A 21,988-nucleotide genomic window follows, 5' to 3' on the forward strand; every position below is an offset into this window, starting at 1 on the left:
TGAGCCATCGCGTGAGCGACGCCGGACGTCGGATGACCGCACAATCATGCAGGACGGGTTCGGGTCTGCGTGCAGGCACCGACACGTGGGCCGGTACATGTGCGGGCATCGCGATGCGTCACATGCAACCGGACCTGCATGCGACACGCGAGCGGCGCTCGACGGGCGCGCGCCGCTGCGAAATGCGCGCCGCGAGCGACCGCGCAGCCCGGACGCGCGTTGGCCGACGTCAGCGCGCCGCCGATCGCGCCTGCTCGCGCGCCTGCGCGAGGATCGCGTCCCCGCCGCGCAGCGCGACCCCGCGCAGGTCGTCCGGCAGCAGCGCGAGGTTGGCCGACGGGTTCTGCGTCAGCCGCAGCGGCCATCCGCTTCCGTGGACGAAGCGCTCCGGTCCGAGCGTGCGCAGCAGCGTCGCCAGATGGTCCTCCGGCGGCCCCCAGACCCACGAGACGTCGAAGTGGAGCCGCGCGCGCTCGTCGGGCGTGAGGGACCATGCGGTCTCCTCGATGAACTCGCGGCCCGCGGACAGGACCACGAGCTGCGGGGCGGTCGCGGCGCGGGCGAGCGCGCGGACGTGCGCCGGCGTCAGGTCCCCCGCGACGTCGAGCGGGTGGCGCTGCCGGAGATCCTCGAAGCGGACCGGGAGGATCAGGACCAGCCCCGCCGCGGCGCAGGCCGCACCAAGGCGCGCCAGCGACGGATCGCCGGGGCCGAGCCCCCAGTGCATCGGATAGGCGCGGACGGCGGGCGCGCCGCGGTCCACGGCCTCGCGCACCCGCCGCTCCCATCCCGGCCAGTCGGGGCGGATCGTGGCCACCGGATCGAGCGTGGGGAACGGCTCGAGCGCGGCGTACAGCTCCGCGTCGCCGGGCGACGGGTCGCGCCAGAAGGCGGACGGGAGATGCGCGACCCATCCGCGCGCCACGCCCTCACGCGCCAGCACGCGCGCCAGCACCGCGGGCTCGGGGTGCGGCACGTGGCGGAACGGGTAGCCGCCGATCGCGAGATTGACGTCGACCGGGATCATGCGGCCTCCAGCCCCGGGAACGCGCCCGGCGGGAAGAGGCGCACCGCGTTGCGCCAGCGGATGTCGGCGATCGCCTCGGCGTCGAGGCCCACGTGGTCGAGCGCGCGCAGCTTGGCGAGCCCGGTCTCGATGGTCACATCGCACGCCCAGAGCAGCCGGCGCGGGCCCACCGCGGCGATGGCGGCGTCCAGCATCCCGCGATCGACGCCGCTGCCCGAGAGGTCCATGACGATGTTCGGAACGTCGGCCACCGCGTGGTAGCTGTGCATGTAGTCGCCGCCGCCGCCGACGTGCGCGAGGATGAAGGTCGTGCGCGGGTGCCGCGCCGCGAGCCGCGCCAGCTCCAGGCCGTCGCTCGCCTCCTGCATCGGCCAGTCGCGCCGCCGCCACTGCCAGACGTGGTGCAGGATGGGGAGCCCGCCCTCCCCTGCCCGCTCCGCGATCGGATCGACTAGCGGATCGTCGGCGCGCCGACCGGCCGAGAGCTTCACGCCGATCGCGCCGACCGCCACGCCACGCTCGATCTCGGCCAGCGCGTGCTCCGGCGCGTTCGGGCTCACGTGCACGTAGCTGCGCACGCGGTCCGGCAGCGCGCGGTGCAGCGCGAACATCACGTCGTTGCCGAGCACCACGTCGTCGGGCGAGGCGAAGTAGGTGGGCGACGTGTGGCCCCAGCTGCCCAGGATCGACGCGACGTGCCAGGTGATGCCGATGCGCTCGCCCGCGCGCAGGCGCGCGGCGTTCACCGCCGCCCAGTCGCCGCGCGGCGAGTGCGGGTGGTAGAAGTGCGCGTGCACGTCGATCAGCGGCGCGGGGCCCGCGAGCGTCGCCTCGCCGCGGTCGCGCTCCACGCGCGCGACCTCCGCGAAGGCGTCGGCGGCGGCGCTCGCGGTGCGCGCGGCGATGGACTCCGTCATCGGCCCTCCGAGTCGTCCAGCTGCCGCACCGCCGCGAAGCCGACGTGCGCCGCGCGCGCGACCGCGTCGTCGATGGTCGCGTCGTGCGCCAGCGTGGGATAGTTGTACGCGCCGCGCTTGAACAGCACGCCCGCCGCGCGCGTCGCGTCCAGGAAGCGTGCCTCGCGCCGCGTCGAGACGTCGGCGTCGCCGCCGAAGCGCAGGAACCACATCTGCGGCAAGCCCATGAGGGTCACCTCGCGCACCGCGCACTCGGCCATCGCCTCGCGCACCGTGTCGCACAGCGCCTCGCCGTGCAGGCGCAGCCGCGCGCAGACGTCCTCGCGCGCGTGGCGGTCGAGCACCGCGTGCGCGGCGGCGAGCGCGGTGGCCTCGCTCGCGAGCGTGGACGAGATCCAGGCGCGCCGCGCGGCCGCCATCACGTCGCGCCGCCCCACGACGGCCGCGAGCGGGTAGCCGTTCGCGAGCGCCTTTCCGAAGGTCGCGAGGTCGGGGACGACGTCGCCCGCGTCGCCGGTCGCCTGGAAGCCGCCGACGTGCAGCCGGCAGCCGGTCTTCACCTCGTCGAACACGAGCACCGCGCCGCTGCGGTCGCACAGCCGGCGCGCGGCGCGCAGCCACGTCGCCGACGGCAGCCGCTCGACGACGGGCTCCAGCACGATCGCCGCGAGCCGCCCCGAGGCCGCGTCGACCGCCGCTTCCAGCGCGGGCACGTCGTCGAACGGCACGCCCACGAAGTCGGCGCTCGCGCCCGCGGTGACGCCGGGCCCCGTGCTCCACCAGTCGAGCCATCCGAAATAGCCGCTGCCGACGACGACGTCGCGTCCCGTGTACGCGCGCGCGAGCCGCACCGCGGCCGCCACCGCCTCGGCGCCGGTCTTGAGGAACAGCACGCGGTCGGCGCATGGGATGAGATCGACCAGCCGCTCGGCCAGCGTCACCTCGCTCGCGTGCGTCAGCCCGGCGACGTGTCCCGCGGCGGCCGCCTCGTGCACGCGCTGCGTGACCTCGGGCTCCGCGTAGCCCAGCGCGACGGAGCCGAGCGCGCTCGTGAGGTCGACGAGCGTGCGGCCGTCGACCGTGGTGACGCGGCACCCCGACGCGCGCACGTAGTGCACTGGCGCGCCCTCGTCGCTCGTGGGGCCGTAGAGCGCCATGGGGCGCTTGCTGCCGGTGGACGCGTCCGCGGCGACGACCGCCGACGCGCGGCGGCGCCAGTCGTCCGACGCGCTCACGCGTCGGGGCCCGGCTGCGGCGCCGCCGCGCCGACGCGCCGCTCGATGCGGTCGATCGTCCGCAGCACCTCGATCGCCATCGCGCGCACGAGCGTCAGCTCGCGCGCGTCGGGGTTGGCGCGGTACGCGAGCGAGCGGACGCTGCGCATCACGTGCTCGGGGTTCCGCGAGCGGAAGAAGTCCATCGCCGTGAGCGCCTGCTCCGCGCTCGCGTAGAACTGCTCGAACTCCGCGCTCGTGGGCGGCGGGGCGTGCTTGCGCGGACGCTGCAGCGTGCGCGTCGCGTCGCCCGAGGCCACGTGCAGCTCGTAGAGCGCCACGAGCACGGCCTGCGCGACGTTCAGCGACGCGTGCTCGGTGGTCGGGATGTGCACCGTCACGTGCGCGCGGTCCAGCACCTCGGCCGGCAGCCCGTCGTCCTCGCGGCCGAACATCACCGCCACCGGGCCGTCGGCCGCATGTGCGAGCAGGTCCGTGGCCGCCTCGCGCGGATCGAGCCGTGCCCACTTGGCGGCACGCCGACGGCCCGTGAAGCCCGCGACGCGCACGCAGTCCGCGAGCGCCGAGTCGACCGTGTCGTGGTGCTCGATGCGCGCCTGGATGTCGCGCGTGTTGTGCGCGATCATCTCGATGTAGTTGTCCTCGTAGAACACCGGCCGGATCAGCCGCAGCACGCCGACGCCCATGTTCTTCATCGCGCGCACCGTCGCGGCGATGTTGATGGGCTTCTGCGGCTCGTAGAGGACGACGCGGACCTGATCGAGGATGGACGACATCAGCGGGCGGACGGTGGCGGCAGGACGACCGGCAGGCAGCGCGCGGCGACGTGCCGGTCGCCCTGAAGATACACGAACCCACCCGCCGCGCCGCTGAGCACGAGCTGTCCGCGCCGCCGCTCGCGCCCCGCGGGCATCTCGTTCACGAGCACGTCCACGCGCACCGTGCGTCCGGCGTCGTCCGCGTCGTCGAGCGCGAGCGCCGCGCGCGGGACCGCGATCGCCAGCGCGTAGCCAGCGTCGCCGGGCGTCCACCGTGCGTCGACGGGGATCGACGCCGCGGCGGGTGTCGTGGGGATCGCGCGCACCGTGCCGTCGCGGTCGGGCACCAGCAGCCAGCCCGCGAGCGTGCCGGCCGCGTGGAGCGCCGGCGTCGCGAGGTGCAGCTGCACGCCGTCGCCGTTCACCTCGGCCCGCTCGTTGTCGAGCGGGTTGTCGGTCCCCGCGGGTACGAACGCGGGCGGACGCCCCAGCGCGACGGTGAGCTCCACGTGCAGCGCGTCCGCATCGGCGCTGAGACAGACGGTGCCCGTGGGCCGTCCCGCCTCGGACCACGACTCCTCCGAGCGGCGGTAGTGCGCCTCGTCGAGGCTCGTGCGCCACGCGTCGCCGGCGCCGAGGACGATGGGCCCCTCCATCGCGGCGTGCACGGTCGGCTGCGGCACCAGACCCACATCGGGCGGGAATCGCGTGGGCAGCGCGAGCCGATGGCGCGTCTCGTCTCCAGCGCGATCGCGGACGCGCACCTCCCACTCGCCATCGGCGTCACCGGCCGCGGGCGGCCGGTGCTCGGTCACGCGGCCGTCGCGGCGGGTCACGACGAGCGCCTTGTCATCCGACCGCGCGACATCCGCGACGACGCCACGTGGATCGACGACGGCGAGCAGCGCGCCCTCCGCCGCGCGACGCCGCACGACATGGAAGCGGCGCGGACCCGCACCCGGCGCGCCCGGCGCCGTCGCGCGCCACAGCTCCGCGCCGTCGGGCGCAACGAGCCAGAGCGCCGCATGCGACGCCCCGCCGTCGGGAGCGCGGAGCGCGAGTCGCACAGCGGCACCCGCCGGCATCGTCGCCCGCTCGGCGCCCTCCACGAAGTCGAAGCCGTCCTCCAGCTCACCCGCGCCGATGACGATCCCGGGCTCCCACGGCAGCATGCACTCGCCGTCCACGTGGTACGGCAGGTCGAGCGTCACGACGTCATCCGCGGACCACGCCAGCCGGTCGACGACGCACGCCTCGTCGACGACGACGGTGCGCGCTCCGATGACGCCCGGCGCGACGCGCGCCGCTGCCGCGATCCCCGACAGCGTCCCGTCGTCCGCGAGCCCCAGCAGGACGCCGTCGCCGCGCGGCTGCGAGGCTCCGTCCACCAGCGGCGCCTGGTGCGCGAGCGTGCTGCGATACCAGTGCAGCGCGCGCTCGACATACGTGCCCGTCCCCATGTCGTCCAGCCAGCGCGTCGCGCGGTCGGCGACGAGCAGGTTCAGGCGGTCGGGGTGTCCGTGCCCGCCGCCCGCGTGTCCATAGTCCACTGCGACCCAGAGCCGTCCCGCGTCACGCCGGAAGACGGCCAGCCCCTGCGCGGGCAGGTGCACCGTGCCCGGCGCCCACGCCGCGGCCGCGGGACGCTCGGGGCGCGCGTGCAGCAGCGCGCGCCATCCCAGGTCCGCGCGCGACAGCGCGGTCGCGGGCTCGTTGCGCTCGCTCTCGGCGGCCGAGCGCCAGCGGCCGGTGTCGCGCCGCGGCATGTCCGCGTCGTCGTAGAGGCGGCCGAGCGCGGCGGCGAGGCGCGGGTCGTCCCCACGCGCGAGGCCCAGCTCGCACGACTCCGCGTAGCGCCACTGCCGCAGCGAGATCGCGTACTGCGAGTCGCGCCGCGACGGCAGCGTGAAGTCCGGCATCGCGACCAGGAACGGCGCGGCGAAGCCCTCGGCGAAGCGCGCGAGCAGCGGCGCGGGCACGGGCATGCGCGCGGCCTCCGCGAGCGCGACGCCGTACCAGAGGCCGCGGTGCGCGAACTGGTGGTAGTTCTCCCCCTCGTACCAGGTGCCGTCGGCGAGGAGACCGTCGCGCAGCTGCGCGAGCACGCCCGTCGGTCCGTCGAGCGCGTGCTCGGCCGCGTCGCGGTCGCCGAGCAGCAGCGAGGACGCGAGGAGCGCGGCGGCGTTCCAGACCTGCCGGTTGGAGCCCGGCTCGGGGTAGCCCGCGACGAGCGCGCGGCTCGGCGCGATCACGCGCTCGCGCAGCCGCGCGCCCAGCGCGTGCACGCGCGCCCCCTCCGCGCTCTCCAGCGCATCGAGCGCGACGCACAGCTGCAGCAGCCAGATCGACTCCAGGTACGTGCTGAAGAACGGGCGGCTGGGTCCGAGGACGTTGTCGCGGTTGGGATACTCGAGGTAGCGGTCGGCGTAGGCGTCGAGCACGTGCGCCGCGAACGCGGCCAGGCGCGGCGCGCCCACCAGCAGGTGCAGCACCGCCGCGTGCACCGCGCGCTCCGCCAGCCAGAGCTGGTGCCACATGCTCCACCAGCGGTCGTGCGCCTCGTCCCGCCACGCGGCGCCGCAGCGCGGGCAGCGGTGCACACGCGGCGAGAACGGATCGAAGGCGAGCAGCGCGCCGTCGTTCGGGCAGCGGCCACCGGCGCGCGAGAGCCGCGCCTTGCGCGCGTCCGGCTCGGGCGCGGCGGCGAGCACGCGCTCGAGGTCCGCCGCCAGCGAGGCCGCCAGCGGCGCCAGTGGCCCGGTCGCCGCCGCGCGGCGTGCGTCGAGCGCATCCTCCGGGATCAGCAGCGGCATCGCTCGTCAGCGCGCGACGCGGTGCCAGCGCGACACGGTCGCCAGCTCTCCGCGCAGGTCCATCGTCACGCCGGCGAGCGAGCGTGCCACCCCCTGCACTCCGCGCGAGTGGTAGAGCCACGCGACCGGCGCCTCGGCCGCGAGGATGCGCTGCGCGTCCCGCCACGCGGCCACACGCTCCTCGGAGGTCGCGGCCCGCGCCGCGCGCGCGAACGCGGCGTCGAGCGCGGGCCGATGGAAGCCCGCGTAGTCCAGCGCGCCGCCACCGGCCGACGTGGCGAACATCGCCGCGAGGTGCGACAGCGCGAGGTCGCCCGGAACGCCGGTCAGCAGCAGGTCGTACGACTTCCGCGGCGCGCGCGCGGCGGCGAGGAAGGCACCCAGCTCGCGCGTGCGGATCTCCAGGCGCACGCCGCGCGCGGCGAGGTCGGCCTGCACCAGCTGCTCGACCGCGTTGTCGCCCGAGCCGACGGTCAGCAGCTCGACCTGCAGTGGACGACCGCCGCGCGCGCGACGCCCGTCGCTCCCGCGCTTCCAACCGGCGGCGTCGAGCAGCGAGTCGGCGCGCGCCGCCTGCGGCCCGTCGGTCGCGCCCGCGATCGGCAGCGCCAACGGGTTGTCCGGCGGCACCGCGCTGGTGGCGGGGGTGGCGTAGCCCGCGAGTGCCGCCGCGACGATGCGCTTGCGGTCGAGCGCGAGCGACAGCGCCTGGCGCACGCGCACGTCGTCGAACGGCGGGCGCGTCGCGTTGAACACGAGCGCGGTCGAGAAGGTCACCGGATACGACACGACGCGCAGCGCCGGATCGCGCGCCACCAGCGCCGCCATCGTCGGCGCGACGCCGGCGACATCGAGCTCGCCGCTCACGAGCCCCGCGAACTTGGTCGTCGGCTCGTCGACCACCGCGACCACCAGACGCCGCATGCGCGGCGCGCCCCCCATGCTTGCCGGGAAGCTCGCATTGCGCTCCAGCACCCAGCGCGCGTTGGGCGTGCGCGACACGAAGCGGAACGGCCCGTTGCCCACCGGCGTCCGCTCGAACGACGCCTGCCGCAGCGCGGCGCGCGGCTCGCGCGCCAGCAGGTGCCGCGGCACCAGCGGCAGCTCGCACAGCACGCCCGGGAGCGATGGCTGCGGTGTCGCGAAGCGCAGCACCAGCGTCGTGTCGTCCGTCGCCTGAACCCCCTCCAGCGACGTCAGGTCCGCGGCGCGCGCGAAGCCGACGGACGGATCGCGCGCGAGCGTCAGCGTGAAGGCCGCGTCGTGCGCGGTGGTCGGCGTGCCGTCGTGCCAGCGCAGCGTCGGCTCCAGCCACATGGTCAGCGTGCGGCCGCCGTCGCCCCACGCCCAGCGGCGCGCGTAGTACGGCTCGGGCGTCAGCGTCGAGTCCCACCGCACCAGCGTCACCAGCAGCGCGTGCCGCTGCAGCTGCCGCGAGAGCGGGTGCACGGTGACGAGCGGGTTCGGCGACTCGAGGTCGGCGCCCGACGCGTACACCGCGACGTCCGCGGGGCGCGGCGCGGGCGCGCACGACGGCGCCACGAGCAGCGCGCCGAGCGCCGCACCTGTCGCGAACCTGCGTCCCGGTGCGATCATCGTCGGGTGCCTGCCCTGCTCCGCCGTCTCGGCGCCGCCGCCGCGCTGCTCTGGCTCGTCGTCTCGCTCACGTTCGTGCTGGTGCGCGCCGCGCCGGGCGACCCGGCCGCGCTGCTGCTCCCCCCGACCGCCGACGCCGCGGACGCGGCGCGGCTGCGGGCGACGCTCGGCCTCGACCGCCCGCTCGCCGTGCAATATGGCCGCTGGCTCGGCGCGACGCTGCGCGGCGACCTGGGGACCAGCTTCGCGCAGGGCCGGCCCGTGGCGACCGTGCTGGCCGAGGCGCTGCCGCCGTCGCTGGCGCTGGGGGCGGCGTCGCTGGCGCTGAGCTACGTGCTCGGCGTGGGGATCGGGACGCTGCAGGCCGTGGTGCGGGCGCGCGGCGACCGGCGCGGCCGCCGCACCGACGCCGCGATCACCGTCGCCACGACCGCCGTCTACGCCGCGCCCAGCTTCTGGCTCGCGCTCGGCGCCATCGCGCTGTTCACCGCCGGTGCGGCGCGCTGGGGGTTCCCCGCTTGGCTGCGGCTCCCGGCGTTCGGGCTCGCGGATCCGGCGGGGCAGCTCACGGGGTGGGACGCAATCGTCGATCGCGTGCGGCACGCGGTGCTGCCGGTCGGCGTGCTCGCGGCGGTCGGCGCGGCGGGCGTCGCGCGCTACGCACGGTCGGCGGTCGCGGACGCGCTCGCGGGCGACTTCGTCCGGACCGCGCAGGCCAAGGGCCTCGCGCCGCGCGCGGTGTTCGGCCGGCACGCGCTCGCCGTCGCGCTGCCGCCGCTCGTCGTGCTGCTCGCGCTCTCGCTGCCGGGCATCGTCGCCGGCTCGGTGTTCGTCGAGAGCGTGTTCGCGTGGCCGGGGATGGGCCGCGCGATGGTCCAGGCGATCGCCGCGCGCGACTACCCGGTGGTGCTCGGCGCGACGGTGCTGTACGCGGCGCTGACGCTCGCGGCCAACCTCGCGGCCGACCTCGCGCTGCCACGCCTCGACCCGCGGCGCCGATGAGCGTCCTCGGTGCGCGCGGCGTGCGCGGGCCGCTGCTCTTCCTCGCCGCGCTCACCGTCGCGGCGGTGGTCGGACCGGCGCTCTGGTCGGCCGATCCGTCCGCGATCGGCGACGTGCTGGCGACGCGGCTGCTGCCGCCCGGCGCGACCGACGCCGGCGGCGCCTGGCATCCGCTCGGCACCGACCGCTTCGGGCGCGACCTGCTCGCCCGCACGCTGGTGGCGGCGCGGCTGTCGCTCGCCGTCGGCGTCGCGGGCTCGGTGCTCTCGGGCGCGCTGGGCACCGCACTCGGCGCGTGGGCGGCGTGGCGCGGCGGCGTGACGGATCTCGCGGTCACCGCGCTCGCCGACGCGCTGCTCGCCGTCCCGCGCATCGTGCTGCTGCTGGTCGTCGCCGCGCTCTGGGGCCCCGGGGCCGTCACGACCGTCGCGGTGCTCGCGGTCACCGGCTGGATGGGCGTCGCGCGGCTGGTGCGGGCCGAGGTGCTGGGCGTGCGCCGCAGGGATTTCGTGGACGGCGCGCGCGCGCTCGGCGCGACGGACGCGCGGCTCCTCTGGCGTCACGTCGTCCCGAACGCGCTCGGCGCCGCGCTGGTCGCGACCTCGCTCGGCGTCGGCAACGCGATCCTGCTGGAGAGCGGCCTGTCGTTCCTGGGCCTCGGCATCCAGCCGCCCGCGCCGAGCTGGGGGAACCTGATCGCGGGCGGCCGGGAGCTGATCATCACCGCGCCATGGGTAGCGCTCGTGCCGGGGCTCGCGCTCGTCGCCACGGTGCTCGCGTGCACGCGCCTGGGCGACGCGGTGCGCGATCGGCTGGCCGGCGAGACGGCGGGCGTGCGGCTCCCGGTCGAACGCGCCTGAGCGGCGGGAGGACGTCAGGCGGCCGGCTGGATGTCGTACGGCGCCGCCAGACGTCCGACCGACGACGGATCGGCCGGCGGCCACACCTCGCTCGCGCGCAGCAGCGCCGCCAGGTCGTCGAAGTACCCCTCGAAGCCGCCCGGCGTCAGATGCACGAGCATCGTGGCCGGCGCGTCGGAGGCGTTCGCGAACGCGTGCGCCACGCCCGGTGGAACGACGGCCGCCTCGCCGGCGCGCAGCCGGATCGGACGTCCGTCGAGGGTCAGCGTGACCTCGCCCGCGACGCAGTAGAAGGTCTCGGTGGTGTGCGCGTGACGGTGCGCGGGCGGGCCGGCGAAGCGCGCCGGCATCGTGTAGTCGAGCATCGACCACGCGCCGTCCGTGTCGGACGCGCGGACGAGGATGTTGACGGCGACGCCGACGTGCGGCAGGAGTCCCGGCGCGCCGGGCGCGCGGACGAGCGGATGGGCGATGGTGGCAGTGGAGGTCATGCCGGACGATCGGCACGCGGCGCCCGCACGTCCAACACTTCCTCGCGATGGGAGCCTTGCCTGCGCGCGATGGCGCGCCCTGATTGCCCGCATGGAGCTCCGCCACCTGCGCTACTTCGTCGCCGTCGCCGACGACGGGAACATCGGCCGCGCGGCCGTGCGGCTGCGGGTGGCGCAGTCGGCGCTCTCGCGGCAGCTGCAGGACCTGGAGCGCGAGATCGGCGCGCGGCTGCTCGACCGGCTGTCGCGCGGCGTGCGCCTGACCGAGGCGGGGCGCGTGTTCGCGGAGCACGCACGGCGCACGCTCGACGCCGCGGACGAGGCGGTGCGAGCCGCGCGCGCCGCCGCCGACGGCGAGGCCGGCACGCTGCGGGTCGCGCCGCCCGACTTCGGCACGCGCGCCGCGCTGGCCGCCGACGCGCTCGCGCGCCTGCGCGCGCTGCGTCCGAAGCTGCAGGTGGAGCTGGTCGCCGTGCCGTGGCCGGAGCACGTCGAGCACCTGCTCGCGCGGCGTATCGACGTCGGCTTCGGCATCGCGGGCTCCACCGCGGAGTACTCCGCGGGCGTGCACGCCGACCACGTGGACGACGAGCCGCTCGCGTGGGCGCTGCTCGCCGCGCACCACCCGCTGGCGGCGCGCGAGACGCTGTCGCTCGCGGAGCTCGCCGACGTGCCGATGGTGCTCTCGGACCGCGCCGCGATCCCGGGGATGCACGACCGGATCCTCGCGGCGGTGCGCTCGGGCGGCATCGAGCCGCGCGTCGTGCCGGCGCCGCCGTCGTTCGCCTCGGTCGCGCAGCTGGTGGCGGTCGGCGCGGGATGGTGCGCGGTCGTGGACTCCGGTGCGCTCCCACCGCCGCCGGGCACCGTCGCCGTGCGCGTGCCGGAGCTCGCGGCGGCGTGCGTGCTGCAGCTCCACGTGCTGCGCCGCGCCGACGACGTGGTCGGCCCTGCCGCGACGTTCGCGGACTGCCTGCTCGCCGCGCGCGCCGGCTAGGGACGGCGGGCCGGCGGTGCGCCGGTCGTCGCCTTCTCCAGCACCGACATCGTGAAGGCGAGGATGTCGAACTTGGGGTCGTCGACGTTGCGCAGGACGATCACCCCGACGTGCGTCGCCGGATCGAAGTACGCGGTCGCGAGGTAGCCGGCGACGGATCCGGGATGCCCGATCGCGACGAGCGACCCGCGCCGCATCACGTGGAAGCCCAGGCCGTAGCCGGCCGTCAGATCCGGCGTCGCCCACGCGAGCGCGCCGAACTGCCGCGCGAGCGTCGCGCGTGGGAGCACCGCTTCGGGCCCCTTCCCCATCGTGAACACGAGGAAGCGGGCGAGGTCGCCGACGGTGGAGAAGAGCCCGCCGTTCGGCACCTTGTAGCCGCGCCCAGCCAGCTCGCGGCGCGGCGTGACGCTGTCCATCGGCCCGTGCTCGAACGAGTAGCCGACCGCCAGCTCGGCGCGACCAGCGGAATCGAGCACGAAGCCCGTGTGCGTCATGCCGAGCGGGCGCAGGATCGCGTCGCGCACATGGGCGACGTACGAACGGCGGGCCGCGACGGCGAGCGCGGCACCGAGGGCCGCGTAGCCGATGTTGGAGTACTCCCAGCGCGCGCCGGGCGCGTCGACGTACGCCGTGTGCCGCAGCGCCGCGGCAAGCACGCGCTCCCACTCGTCGACGCCGCCGACGAGGAAGCGCTCGAGGCTGTCCGGCTCCTGCGCGAGCCCACCGCGCATCGTCGCGAGCTGCACGAGCGTCACCGGCGGTGCGTGCGGCGGGAGACGGCGGACGCTGTCGATGACGGGGAGATACCGGTTGACCGGATCGGACAGGCGGACGGTCCCCGCCTCCGCGAGCTGCAGCAGCATCAGCGCCGTGAACTGCTTCGTGATGCTGCCGATGCGGTAGACCGTGGACGCGGTGGCGCGCCGCCCGCGCGCGGCGTCGGCCATGCCGTAGCTGCGCGTCCAGACCAGCCCCGTGTCCGAGACGATGCCCACGGTCATCCCGCCGGCGGGGTTCGCGGTCAGCGCCTCGCGTGCCAGTCGGTCCACGAACGCGGCGACGGAGTCCGGCACGGCCGGCTGCGCATGCGCCGCGCGTGGCGCAGCGCTCGCGACGACCGCGACGGCGAGCGAGAGGAAGCGGAGAGGACGCATGGGAGCCTCAGCGCACGAGGATCGTCACCACCTCGCGCGGTCCGGCGTCGAACCGCACGATCGACACGTCGCCCGCGGCCTCGATCGCGAGCGTCTCCAGCGGCGTCTCGTCGAGGCGCGCCCGGCGAGCCTCGCGCAGCGCCGCGCCGATCGTCCACGAACCAGCGACCGCGCGCTCCGTCACGTTCACGCAGCGCAGCGCGACCCAGTCGGGATCGTCGGCGGGCAGTAGCGCGCCGAACGCGAGCCCTTCCCCGTCGAGCGAGGCACCCGTCACCGCCGCGGGCGTGCGGACGGCGTCGCGCACCGTCTCGCCGACCAGCGGAAGCAGCACGTCGTCCGCCAGCCGCTCGACGTGCGCGGCGGTCGCGTCGGACCACCGTGTGTACACCGCCACCGCGAGCGTCGCCTCGAACGATCCCGGGCACTGCGCCCCGGGCGTCGGCGTCGGCCAGCCGGCGTGCCCGGGACGCTCCGGCAGGTCGGGGCGCGACAGCTCGCCGACCGCGCGCACGAGCGTCACCAGCATGGTGCCGTCGTCGCGCACCTCGTACTCGGCCAACCCGTCCGACACGAGCGTCGCGGCGTGCGTCGCACCGTCGCACCACATCCAGCGATGCAGCGGCGCGGTCGGCGGCGGCGTCTCCATCGCGCGCTCCTCGGGCGGGATCGCGACCGGCGTGCGCACCACCGGCCCGAACGCCGCGTCCGCGCGCACCGTCGCCCCGGCGATACCGGTGCGCAGCGCGAGCCGCAGGCGATGGTCGTGCGCCACGTTCTCGCCGCGCACGTGCACGCGCACCCACGACGCATCGGCGTCGAGCGACAGCGTGACGGTGAGCGGCAGCTCGACGTGTCCGCGCGCGGCGTGCGTGGGCCGCGAGAAGCCGTCCGGCGCGGGCGCGAGCGCCGCCGGCACGCGCATCCGCAGCGACAGCTCGATCGCCCCGCGCAGGGGACCGCGGTGCAGCAGCCTGGCGCTGCCGCACCAGAGCACCGTCCGCGGCGCGCCGACGGGTGACGGCGTGTACGTGTCGCCCGCGTCGCCCACGTCCTCGAACGTCAGCGCATCGTCGAGCACCAGTCCGAGCGCGGGATACGCGATCCGCACGTGGCCGCGCGCGTCCGCCTCGACCGTCACGAGCCCGTTCGTCAGCCGCAGCTGCTCGGCCTGCACGGGATGCGCGGGGCCATCCACGACGATCGTCGTCGCCCGTCCGTCGAGCGGGATCGGCAGCAGCCCGTAGCCCGCCACCGGCGGCACCCAGGCGACGGCACGCACCTCGTCCACGAGGTCCGCGTCCGGATAGTGCCGCGGCGACTCCAGGCGATCGATGCGGCGCACGCGCTCCAGCGGCTGCACGATCGCGCCGTCGGAGGGTGTGAGCAGCGACGGCGCCTCCTGCACCGCGCGCCACGCGCCGGCCGAGCCGGGCCCGACGCCGACGTCGCGCACGAAGCCGGTGAGCGCGACCTCGGCGACGCCGCCGCGCGTGCGTGGGGCGCGGTTGCGCACCACGAGCACGGGCCGCCAGTCGCGGCGGCGTGCGCGCGCCGCCACGCGGTCGTGTCCGAGCAGCCCATCCAGCGCGTCGGACCGCAGCCCGCGCGCCTGCGCGTCGGCGTCGTCCAGCCGCGCGTCCATCGCGCGCGCGACCGCGTCGGTCGAGCAGCCGCACAGCGTGTCGTGCGGGAGGCACTGCAGCAGCGGGCGCCACGCGGCATGCAGCAGCGCGGTGCGCGTCTCGTCGCCGGCGGCGCCGCGCAGCCGCAGCAGCGCCAGCCACGGCTCGACGTCCCGCACGAGGCGGCGGTCGGCACGCGCCACGCGCCGCTTCTGCGCGGCCCGCGTGCCGAACGTCCCCTGCAGCGTCCAGGTGTAGCCATACGAGTCGCGCAGCTCGCCCGCGACCGTGGGCAGGTCGGCCGTCGCCGCCGCGTCGCGAGCGCGTGTGGCCACATCCGCCAGCGACGACACGACGACGCGCTCCGGCGCCGCCGCGGCCTCGAGCGCGGCCACCGCCACCGCCCAGCGCTCCTGCCGCGCGTGGTGGTCGGCGCCGTTCTGCACCAGCGCGAAGCCGAGCCGCGCGCGCGGCGCGAGCACCGCGCGCATCGCCGCCCAGCGCTCGCGCGCGCCCTCCGCGTCCACGGGGAGCCGCGAGCCGAACTCGTAGCCGTCTGGCGGCAGGTGCAGCAGCAGCGCGCGGCTGCCGTCGGCGCCACGCCACCACGCCGCGTCGCCCGCGGGCCACCGCGCGCCGCCGTAGCCGCGCCACACGACCGCGACGCCGAAGCCGAAGCCCGCCGCGAGCGTCGGCGATGACGCCGCGTGCCCGAACGCGTCCGGCGAGTACAGCACGGGGGGTGGCGACGCGCCGAGCGCGCGCAGCACGCGCCGGCCGGCCATCAGGTTGCGCACGTGCGACTCGCCGCTCGGGATCAGCTGGTCGGCGAGCACGTACCACGGCCCCGCCTCCAGCCATCCGGCGCGCAGCGCCTCCGCGATCGCGCCGCGGCGCTCGGGCCGCACCGCGAGGTAGTCCTCGAGCACGATCGCCTGCCCGTCGAGCAGAAACGGCGCGTCGTCGGACCCGTCCAGGAGCTCGTCGACGAGCGCGACGAGGCGCTGCCGGAAGCGGCCCGCCTCGTGGTACCACTCACGGTCCCAGTGCGTGTGCGGGACCAGCAGGACGTCCAGGGTCGGCGGCACGCCGCCAAGCTAGCGACCGACGCGCGGGCGCGCGGCCACTGGCCGCTACTCCATCCGCGCGTCCGCCCGGACCTCGGGCGCGTCGCCGAGCGCGGTGCGCCGCGGCAGCGCGGTGGGACGATGCGGGGCGGCGGCGGTGGCCGTCGTGGCCGTCGTGGCCGATGTCGACGGCGCGAGCGTCTCGCCCGGCGGCAGCGCCTGGCGGCCCAGCAGGATGCGCGTCGCGCGGACGTCGTGGCCGATGTCGATGAGCAGCGTCGCCAGGTCGCCGGCGCCCCAGAGCACGCCCGCGATGACGATCAGCCGGCTCGCCTCGGTCGTCAGCGTGCGCAGCGACTCCACGCCCTCCGAGTACATCCCGATCCCCACCTCGGCCACCAGCAGCACGAGCAGGAGGATGGCGATCAGCCGGAACAGCTTCGAGAGGTAGCCGAGGCCCGTGTACGGCTCCAGGTCGGAGGCGCGGACGCGGTTCAGCGGGTCCGCCGCACGGCGGTGCTCGCGCGGCTCGCCCCGCGCGTCGGTGCGTGCGTCGGTGCGTGACTCGGTGCCGGTGCGCGCCGCGTCCGCCGGCGGATCGGAGGGCGCCACGCTCGGCGTCGGGCTGGCGGCGGGATCGGTGTACGTCGTCACGGCTGGCTCCGGAGGTGCGGATATCGGGCGGGCGGCGGGCGGCGATTGCGGACGGCCTGCGACGCGTCGAGCTTTCGGCTCCGCCGTACCGTCCCTCCCGTCCGCAGCTGATGAACGTCCTGAGTGAGCTCTTCGACCGCCTCCGCGACCTCCCCGCCCTCGTCCAGTGGGCGGGCTACGTCGGGCTGTTCGCCATCATCTTCACGGAGACCGGTCTCTTCTTCGGCTTCTTCCTCCCTGGCGACTCGCTGCTGGTGACCGCGGGCTTGCTCGCCTCGCAGGGGCTGCCGCTCGACGTGCGGACCCTCGGCATCCTGCTGACGGCGGCGGCGATCCTCGGCGACAACACCAACTACTGGATCGGCCGCTACTCGGGCCCGCGCATCTTCGCGAAGGAGGACTCGCTCTTCTTCAAGCGCAAGCACCTCATGCGCGCCGCGCAGTTCTACGAGGCGCATGGCGCCAAGACGGTCGTGCTTGCGCGATTCATGCCGATCGTGCGCACCTTCGCGCCGCTGGTGGCCGGGGCGGCGGCGATGCCGTACCGCACCTTCCTGACGTACAGCGTGCTCGGCGGCATCGCCTGGATCTGGAGCATGCTGCTCATCGGCTACTTCCTCGGCTCGCGTTTCCCGGGCATCGACAAGCACCTCGAGCTGGTCATCCTCGGCGTGATCTTCCTGTCGATCCTCCCGGGCATCATCAGCTGGCTGCGCGCGCGCCGCGCGGGCGCCGCGGCGGCCGCCCCGGACGCGCGCTGAGCGTCCGCCCGTCCATTCGCAAGTCATGGTCCCCAGCGGTCGCGTCCGCCGAGGGGCCGTGCGGGCGGCGTGACGCACGGCACGGGACGCGCGATTGGCTCGTCCCCGCGCCGCGGCTAGATTCGCGGCGCGCGCGGGCGCTCTGCCCAGCGCGAGCAGCACGCAGGCAGACCCCGACCCGCTCGGAGAACGTCGCATGCCCCACACGCTTCCTCCGCTGCCGTACGCCCCGGATGCGCTCGAGCCGCACATCGACGCGCAGACGATGCAGATCCACCACGGCAAGCATCATCAGGCGTACGTCACCAACCTCAACGCCGCGCTCGACAAGGCGCCCGAGCTGCAGGACCGCCCGCTGGAGCAGCTGCTGGCCGACCTGAACGCGGTGCCCGAGGCGATCCGCGGGGCCGTCCGCAACAACGGCGGCGGCCACTGGAACCACGCGCTCTTCTGGCAGCTGATGGCGCCGAACGCCGGCGGTGAGCCGGGCGGCGCGCTCGGCCAGGCGATCGGCCAGGCGTTCGGCGACTTCGCGAAGTTCCGTGAGCAGTTCAAGGCCGCGGGGACGGGCCGCTTCGGCTCCGGCTGGGCGTGGCTCGTCCGCAAGGGCGACGGGCTCGCGATCGTCAGCTCGCCGAACCAGGACAGCCCGATCATGGACGGCGGCAAGCCGGGCGACATCCTGCTCGGCCTCGACGTCTGGGAGCATGCGTACTACCTCAAGTACCAGAACCGCCGGCCGGACTACATCGACGCCTGGTGGAACGTGGTGAACTGGGGCAAGGTCGCGAAGCGCCACGAGCAGGCGCGCTGAGCATCGCGCACGAACGCACGCGGGGCCGGTCGGCAAGCTGCCGACCGGCCCCGTGTGCGTTCGGTGCCCTCGCGCCGGCTACTCGACGCCGCCGCCGGCCATCGCGGCCGCCGCGCGCAGCGCGCTGAGCACGGCCCAGAGCGACGCCACGCCCCACAGCATCGCGGCCGCGGCGAAGCCGCGCGAGCGCGCGGTGCGGGCCATGACGGCGACGCCGATGCCCGTCAGCACGGTGCACCAGATGGTGAAGAGGTCGAAGCGGGAGAGCACCGCCACCAGCAGCGGTGACGCGTCGCGCGCCAGCAGCAGCACCGGACCAGTCGGCGCGGACTGCAGCACGGGCAGCTCGTTGGCGTCCTTCACGGCCAGCACCGCCGCACCCGCAATCCCGCCGAGCACGCGCGGCACGTTCGCGTACGTCGCCACGGTCGCCGCCTGCCCGAAGCTCAGCGCCGCGCCCGCGAGCCGCGACGTGCCGAACAGCACCGCCGCGGAGATGAGCACGAGGATCGGCGTGCCGACCACGGCGCCGAGCGGCAGCATCACGGAGGTCATGCGCTCCATGGACGACTGCATGCTGCGCCGCTGCTCCTCCGACATGTTCGGGTTCGACCGCGCGACGGCGGCCGTCTGCGCGTCGAACATCCGGTCGAACATCGGCTGGATGAGGGGGCGCGTCGCGAAGAAGGTGGCCGTCATCAGCGCCATGAGGATCAGCAGCGCCGCGCCGAACTTCCCCTCGCGGCGGCGCGCGAAGACGGCGCTCGGCTGCGTGAAGACGTCGATGAAGTCCTCCCACACGGCGGCGCTCTTCTCGGGGGCGGGCGCGGCGTCGGCGGGGGCCACGGTGGGCTCGGTCATCGGAGTGGTGGGAAGGGAGGCGGGACCGTCGGGAACACGCGAACGGCGGACGGAGCAGTATGCGCCCCGTCCGCCGTTCGCAGCAAGCACGACCCGCGAGAGCTTCAGCGGGCGGCCTCGCCCTCCAGGTACGTGTAGCCCTCCAGCCCGGCCACGTACTCGGCCACGAACTGGTTGCCCTCGCTGCGTGTGATCCCCTTCGCCGCGCTGACCTTGCGGCGCCACGTCGCGAGCAGGGCGGACGCGCCGAACTGCACGTAGTTCAGCACCTCGGTCACGGTGTCGCCGTGCACCAGATCGGTGATCTCGTAGCCACGATCGCTGAGCTGGATGTGCACCGCGTTCGTGTCGCCGAACAGGTTGTGCAGGTCGCCCAGGATCTCCTGGTAGGCGCCCGTGAGGAAGATGCCGAGGATGTAGTCCTCGCCGTCGCGGAAGGCGTGCAGCTCGAGCGACGGACGGCCCGTCTTGTCACCGACGAACCGGTCGATCTTCCCGTCCGAGTCGCACGTCACGTCCTGCAGCGTGCCCCGCCGCTCCGGCGCCTCGTCCAGGCGGTGGATCGGCATGATCGGGAACAGCTGGTCGATCGCCCAGTTGTCGGGCAGCGACTGGAAGAGCGAGAAGTTGCAGAAGTACCGGTCGACGAGCGTCGCGTCGAGCTCGAGGATGATCTCCTCGTACTCGTCGCGATCCCCGGCCACGACGGCCGAGATCCGGTTCATGATCGCGAAGAAGATCTGCTCGGCCAGCGCCAGCCCGCGCAGGTTCAGGACGCCGCTGTTGAACAGCTGCCGCGCGCGGTCCTTGTCGAAGCTCGCGTCGTGGTAGACCTCCAGCACCTTGCGCGGCTGCAGGTTCGGGCGCCGCAGCAGCTCCAGGTCCTCCATCATCTCGTGGAGGATCGCGTGGTCGTCGTCCGTGAGCGACGGGATCGGCGGCTCGGCCTGGCTCTCGACGTCGATGACCTTGATCAGCAGCAGCGCGTGGTGCGCGGTGAGCGCACGCCCGCTCTCGCTGACGAGGTGCGGCATCGGCACCTCGTTCTCGCGGCACGCCTCGGCCATCGTGTAGACGACGTCGTTGGCGTACTCCTGCAGCGAGTAGTTCACGCTGGCGTTCGACTGCGACGAGCCCGTGCCGTCGTAGTCCACGCCCAGCCCGCCGCCGACGTCGACGTGCGTGATGTCCACGCCCATCTGCCGCAGCTCGACGTAGAAGCGCGCGATCTCCTGCAGCCCGCCCTTGATGAAGCGGATGTCGGGGATCTGCGAGCCGAGGTGGAAGTGGATCAGCTTCAGGATGTCGAGCCGACCCTCGCCCTGCAGCCGGTCGATCAGCTTCACCAGCTGCGCGGTGTTGAGCCCGAACTTCGACTTCTCGCCCGCGCTCTGCGCCCAGCGCCCGGCGCTCTCGGTCGCGAGCTTGATGCGCACGCCGATCGTCGGCGTCTCGCCCAGCTCCTCGGCCACCTCCAGCAGGACGTCGAGCTCCGAGAGCTGCTCGATGACGATGAACACGCGGTGCCCGACCTTCTGCCCCATCAGGGCGAGCCGCATGAACTCGTGGTCCTTGTAGCCGTTGCACACGATCATGTGGTCGGTGCTCTCGCTCAGCGCGAGCACCGCCTGCAGCTCGGGCTTGGAGCCGCACTCCAGGCCGACGCCGTACGGCTGGCCGTACTCGACGATCTCCTCGACCACGTGCCGCTGCTGGTTCACCTTGATCGGGTACACGGTCGTGTAGCCGCCGGTGTACCCGTACTCGCGCGTCGCCGCCTGGAAGCGCTCGCTCAGCTGCTCGATGCGCGAGCGCAGGATGTCGGAGAAGCGAAGCAGCACGGGCATCGCGACGCCCTGCTCCTCCAGGTCGCGCGAGAGGTCCAGCAGGTCGAGCTCGCGCTCGGGATGGCGGCGGTCGGGCCGCACCACCACGTGGCCCTTCGCGTTGATGTCGAAATAGCCGGCGCCCCACCCCTCGATGTTGTAGAGCGCGCGCGCGGCGTCGATGCCCCACTCCGTGTCGGCAGGGGCCTCCTCTCTCGTGTGCGGGCTGCTAGTCGGCATGGGGCAACAACTTAGACGGTTCGGGAAGGCGTCGGTACCGGCGTCACGGATGGGCGCGTACCTTGGCGCCATGCACGCGTCCCGACTCGCTCTGGCACACCCCGCGCCGCGCGCCGTCGCGGCGGGCACCGCGATCCTCGTGGCGGCCGCCTGCGCGCCCCGCGCGACCACCGGATCCGCGCCGCTGCCGCCGCTGCGGCTGGCCGCGACCGCGGACAGCGCGACCTCCACCACGGTCGCGCCGGGCGTGGTGCACCACCGGCTCTGGTTCGCCCGCGGCCCGCAGGCGGTGCACGTGCTCGACGTCGACCGCGCGGCGTGCTGGACGCTGGCGGCGCGCAAGGCAGGCGGCGCGGCCGTCGGGCGCGCGGGCACGCTGGCGCTCGTGCGCGGCCTCGCGGACTCGGGCGGCGTGGCGGTCGCGGGCGGCGTGAACGCGGACTTCTTCCTCTTCGCGCCGCCCGGCGTCCCGCAGGGCGCGCACGTGCAGGACGGTCGCGTGATCGCCGGCCCGAGCGCGCGTCCGGCGCTGGCGCTCGACTCGGCCGGCGCGCCATGGATGGGGATGCTGCGCACGACGGGCTCGGTCGCGCTGCCCGACACGACGCTCGCGCTCGACGGCTGGAATCGCGGCAGCGCGGCGGGCGTCGGCGTGTTCGACGCGGCGTGGGGCGCGCGCACGGACAGCCTCCCCGGCCGCGTCTTCGTGGCCGCGCGGCCCCTCGCGAGCGGCGGCGCCGTCGTCACCGCCGTCGACAGCGGCGCGCACGCCGCGATCCCGGCAGACGGCATCGTGCTCGCCGCGGGTGCGCGCTCGCCCGCACGCGCGCGGCTCGCGGCGCTGCAAGCCGGCCGCGACACGGTGCGCGTCACGCACTCGCTCGGCCCCGTGTCGCCGCGGCAGGCGGTGGGTGGGCTGCCCGTGCTGCTGCGCGGCGGCGCGATCGATCCGCAGGTGGATTCCGCGGGCAACGCCGGCTTCCGCGGCCCCAACCCGCGCACCGCGGTCGGCGTGGGCGCGAACGGGCGCCGGCTCTTCCTGGTCACGGTCGACGGCCGGCAGGCCGGCTACAGCCTCGGCACGACGCTGCGCGAGACGGCGGAGCTCCTGCGCCTCCTGGGGGCGACCGACGGCATCAACCTCGACGGCGGCGGCTCGACGACGGTGGTCGTGCGCGAGGCGGCGGGCGGCTTCCGCATCGCCAACCAGCCGTCGGACAGCGCGGGCGAGCGCCTGGTCGCGAATGCGCTCGTGGTCACGCGCGGCGGCTGCACTTCCAGATGAAT

Annotated in this window: 18 protein-coding genes; 6 read left to right on the plus strand and 12 right to left on the minus strand. The window is 75.1% G+C overall.

What is annotated here, in order from left to right; genetic code table 11:
- Positions 1-229 precede the first annotated feature (229 nt).
- From rosag_RS20670 to rosag_RS20695, 6 genes are read right to left on the minus strand one after another with little or no spacing between them, the layout of a single operon-like run.
- Positions 230-1,027: a hypothetical protein gene (locus rosag_RS20670; protein WP_284352072.1), complete on the minus strand. Its 798-nt coding sequence runs from the start codon at positions 1,025-1,027 to the stop codon at positions 230-232.
- Positions 1,024-1,944 carry an amidohydrolase family protein gene (locus rosag_RS20675; protein WP_284352073.1) on the minus strand — a complete coding sequence of 307 codons (921 nt, stop codon included), beginning with the start codon at positions 1,942-1,944 and terminating at the stop codon, positions 1,024-1,026. The genes rosag_RS20670 and rosag_RS20675 overlap by 4 nt, the downstream gene beginning before the upstream one ends.
- Positions 1,941-3,179 carry an aminotransferase class III-fold pyridoxal phosphate-dependent enzyme gene (locus rosag_RS20680; RefSeq protein WP_284352074.1) on the minus strand — a complete coding sequence of 413 codons (1,239 nt, stop codon included), beginning with the start codon at positions 3,177-3,179 and terminating at the stop codon, positions 1,941-1,943. Before rosag_RS20680 ends, rosag_RS20675 begins: the two co-directional genes overlap by 4 nt.
- Positions 3,176-3,955, minus strand: coding sequence for an RNA methyltransferase (locus tag rosag_RS20685; RefSeq protein ID WP_284352075.1), 780 nt, complete (start codon positions 3,953-3,955; stop codon positions 3,176-3,178). Before rosag_RS20685 ends, rosag_RS20680 begins: the two co-directional genes overlap by 4 nt.
- A complete protein-coding gene (locus rosag_RS20690; protein WP_284352076.1) occupies positions 3,955-6,750 on the minus strand; it encodes a heparinase II/III domain-containing protein in 2,796 nt (931 codons plus the stop codon). Before rosag_RS20690 ends, rosag_RS20685 begins: the two co-directional genes overlap by 1 nt.
- Positions 6,751-6,756: 6 nt before the next feature.
- Positions 6,757-8,346, minus strand: coding sequence for a peptide ABC transporter substrate-binding protein (locus tag rosag_RS20695; protein WP_284352077.1), 1,590 nt, complete (start codon positions 8,344-8,346; stop codon positions 6,757-6,759).
- Positions 8,347-8,352: 6 nt separating this feature from the next.
- Between rosag_RS20695 and rosag_RS20700 the strand changes: the two genes are divergently transcribed.
- Positions 8,353-9,348, plus strand: coding sequence for an ABC transporter permease (locus tag rosag_RS20700; protein WP_284352078.1), 996 nt, complete (start codon positions 8,353-8,355; stop codon positions 9,346-9,348).
- Positions 9,345-10,208 carry an ABC transporter permease gene (locus rosag_RS20705; RefSeq protein WP_284352079.1) on the plus strand — a complete coding sequence of 288 codons (864 nt, stop codon included), beginning with the start codon at positions 9,345-9,347 and terminating at the stop codon, positions 10,206-10,208. The genes rosag_RS20700 and rosag_RS20705 overlap by 4 nt, the downstream gene beginning before the upstream one ends.
- Positions 10,209-10,222: 14 nt before the next feature.
- Here rosag_RS20705 and rosag_RS20710 read toward each other — a convergent pair whose 3' ends face one another.
- On the minus strand, positions 10,223-10,699 hold the full coding sequence (locus rosag_RS20710; RefSeq protein WP_284352080.1) for a cupin domain-containing protein: 477 nt from the start codon (positions 10,697-10,699) through the stop codon (positions 10,223-10,225).
- 91 nt (positions 10,700-10,790) lie between these two features.
- On the opposite strand from rosag_RS20710, the gene rosag_RS20715 reads away from it, so the two are divergent.
- The gene (locus rosag_RS20715; protein WP_284352081.1) at positions 10,791-11,696 is read left to right on the plus strand and encodes a LysR family transcriptional regulator; all 906 of its coding nucleotides are present in this window, start codon (positions 10,791-10,793) and stop codon (positions 11,694-11,696) included.
- On the opposite strand, the gene rosag_RS20720 is transcribed toward rosag_RS20715, so the two are convergent.
- The 3 genes from rosag_RS20720 to rosag_RS20730 are packed head-to-tail and all read right to left on the minus strand — an operon-like array spanning position 11,693 to position 16,199.
- Positions 11,693-12,853 carry a serine hydrolase domain-containing protein gene (locus tag rosag_RS20720; protein WP_284352082.1) on the minus strand — a complete coding sequence of 387 codons (1,161 nt, stop codon included), beginning with the start codon at positions 12,851-12,853 and terminating at the stop codon, positions 11,693-11,695. The two genes, rosag_RS20715 and rosag_RS20720, sit on opposite strands and share 4 nt — an antisense overlap.
- A 7-nt stretch (positions 12,854-12,860) precedes the next feature.
- Positions 12,861-15,566: a glycoside hydrolase family 38 N-terminal domain-containing protein gene (locus tag rosag_RS20725; protein WP_284352083.1), complete on the minus strand. Its 2,706-nt coding sequence runs from the start codon at positions 15,564-15,566 to the stop codon at positions 12,861-12,863.
- 45 nt (positions 15,567-15,611) lie between these two features.
- Positions 15,612-16,199, minus strand: coding sequence for a hypothetical protein (locus rosag_RS20730; protein WP_284352084.1), 588 nt, complete (start codon positions 16,197-16,199; stop codon positions 15,612-15,614).
- A 110-nt stretch (positions 16,200-16,309) separates the two neighbouring features.
- Here rosag_RS20730 and rosag_RS20735 point away from each other — a divergent pair, with 110 nt between their 5' ends.
- Together rosag_RS20735 and rosag_RS20740 are read left to right on the plus strand one after the other, a co-directional pair.
- Positions 16,310-16,960, plus strand: a complete 651-nt coding sequence (locus rosag_RS20735; RefSeq protein WP_284352085.1) for a VTT domain-containing protein — start codon at positions 16,310-16,312, stop codon at positions 16,958-16,960.
- A gap of 196 nt (positions 16,961-17,156) precedes the next feature.
- The gene (locus tag rosag_RS20740) at positions 17,157-17,774 is read left to right on the plus strand and encodes a superoxide dismutase (protein WP_284352086.1); all 618 of its coding nucleotides are present in this window, start codon (positions 17,157-17,159) and stop codon (positions 17,772-17,774) included.
- Between the two features lie 78 nt (positions 17,775-17,852).
- Here rosag_RS20740 and rosag_RS20745 read toward each other — a convergent pair whose 3' ends face one another.
- A complete protein-coding gene (locus rosag_RS20745; RefSeq protein ID WP_284352087.1) occupies positions 17,853-18,635 on the minus strand; it encodes a YIP1 family protein in 783 nt (260 codons plus the stop codon).
- Between the two features lie 104 nt (positions 18,636-18,739).
- Positions 18,740-20,701 (minus strand): biosynthetic arginine decarboxylase, encoded by a 1,962-nt coding sequence (gene speA / locus rosag_RS20750; protein WP_284352088.1) that lies wholly within the window; start codon positions 20,699-20,701, stop codon positions 18,740-18,742.
- 70 nt (positions 20,702-20,771) lie between these two features.
- Between speA and rosag_RS20755 the strand changes: the two genes are divergently transcribed.
- On the plus strand, positions 20,772-21,986 hold the full coding sequence (locus rosag_RS20755) for a phosphodiester glycosidase family protein (protein WP_284352089.1): 1,215 nt from the start codon (positions 20,772-20,774) through the stop codon (positions 21,984-21,986).
- Positions 21,987-21,988 lie beyond the last annotated feature (2 nt).

This window comes from Roseisolibacter agri (assembly GCF_030159095.1).
Taxonomy (GTDB): Bacteria; Gemmatimonadota; Gemmatimonadetes; order Gemmatimonadales; family Gemmatimonadaceae; genus Roseisolibacter; species Roseisolibacter agri.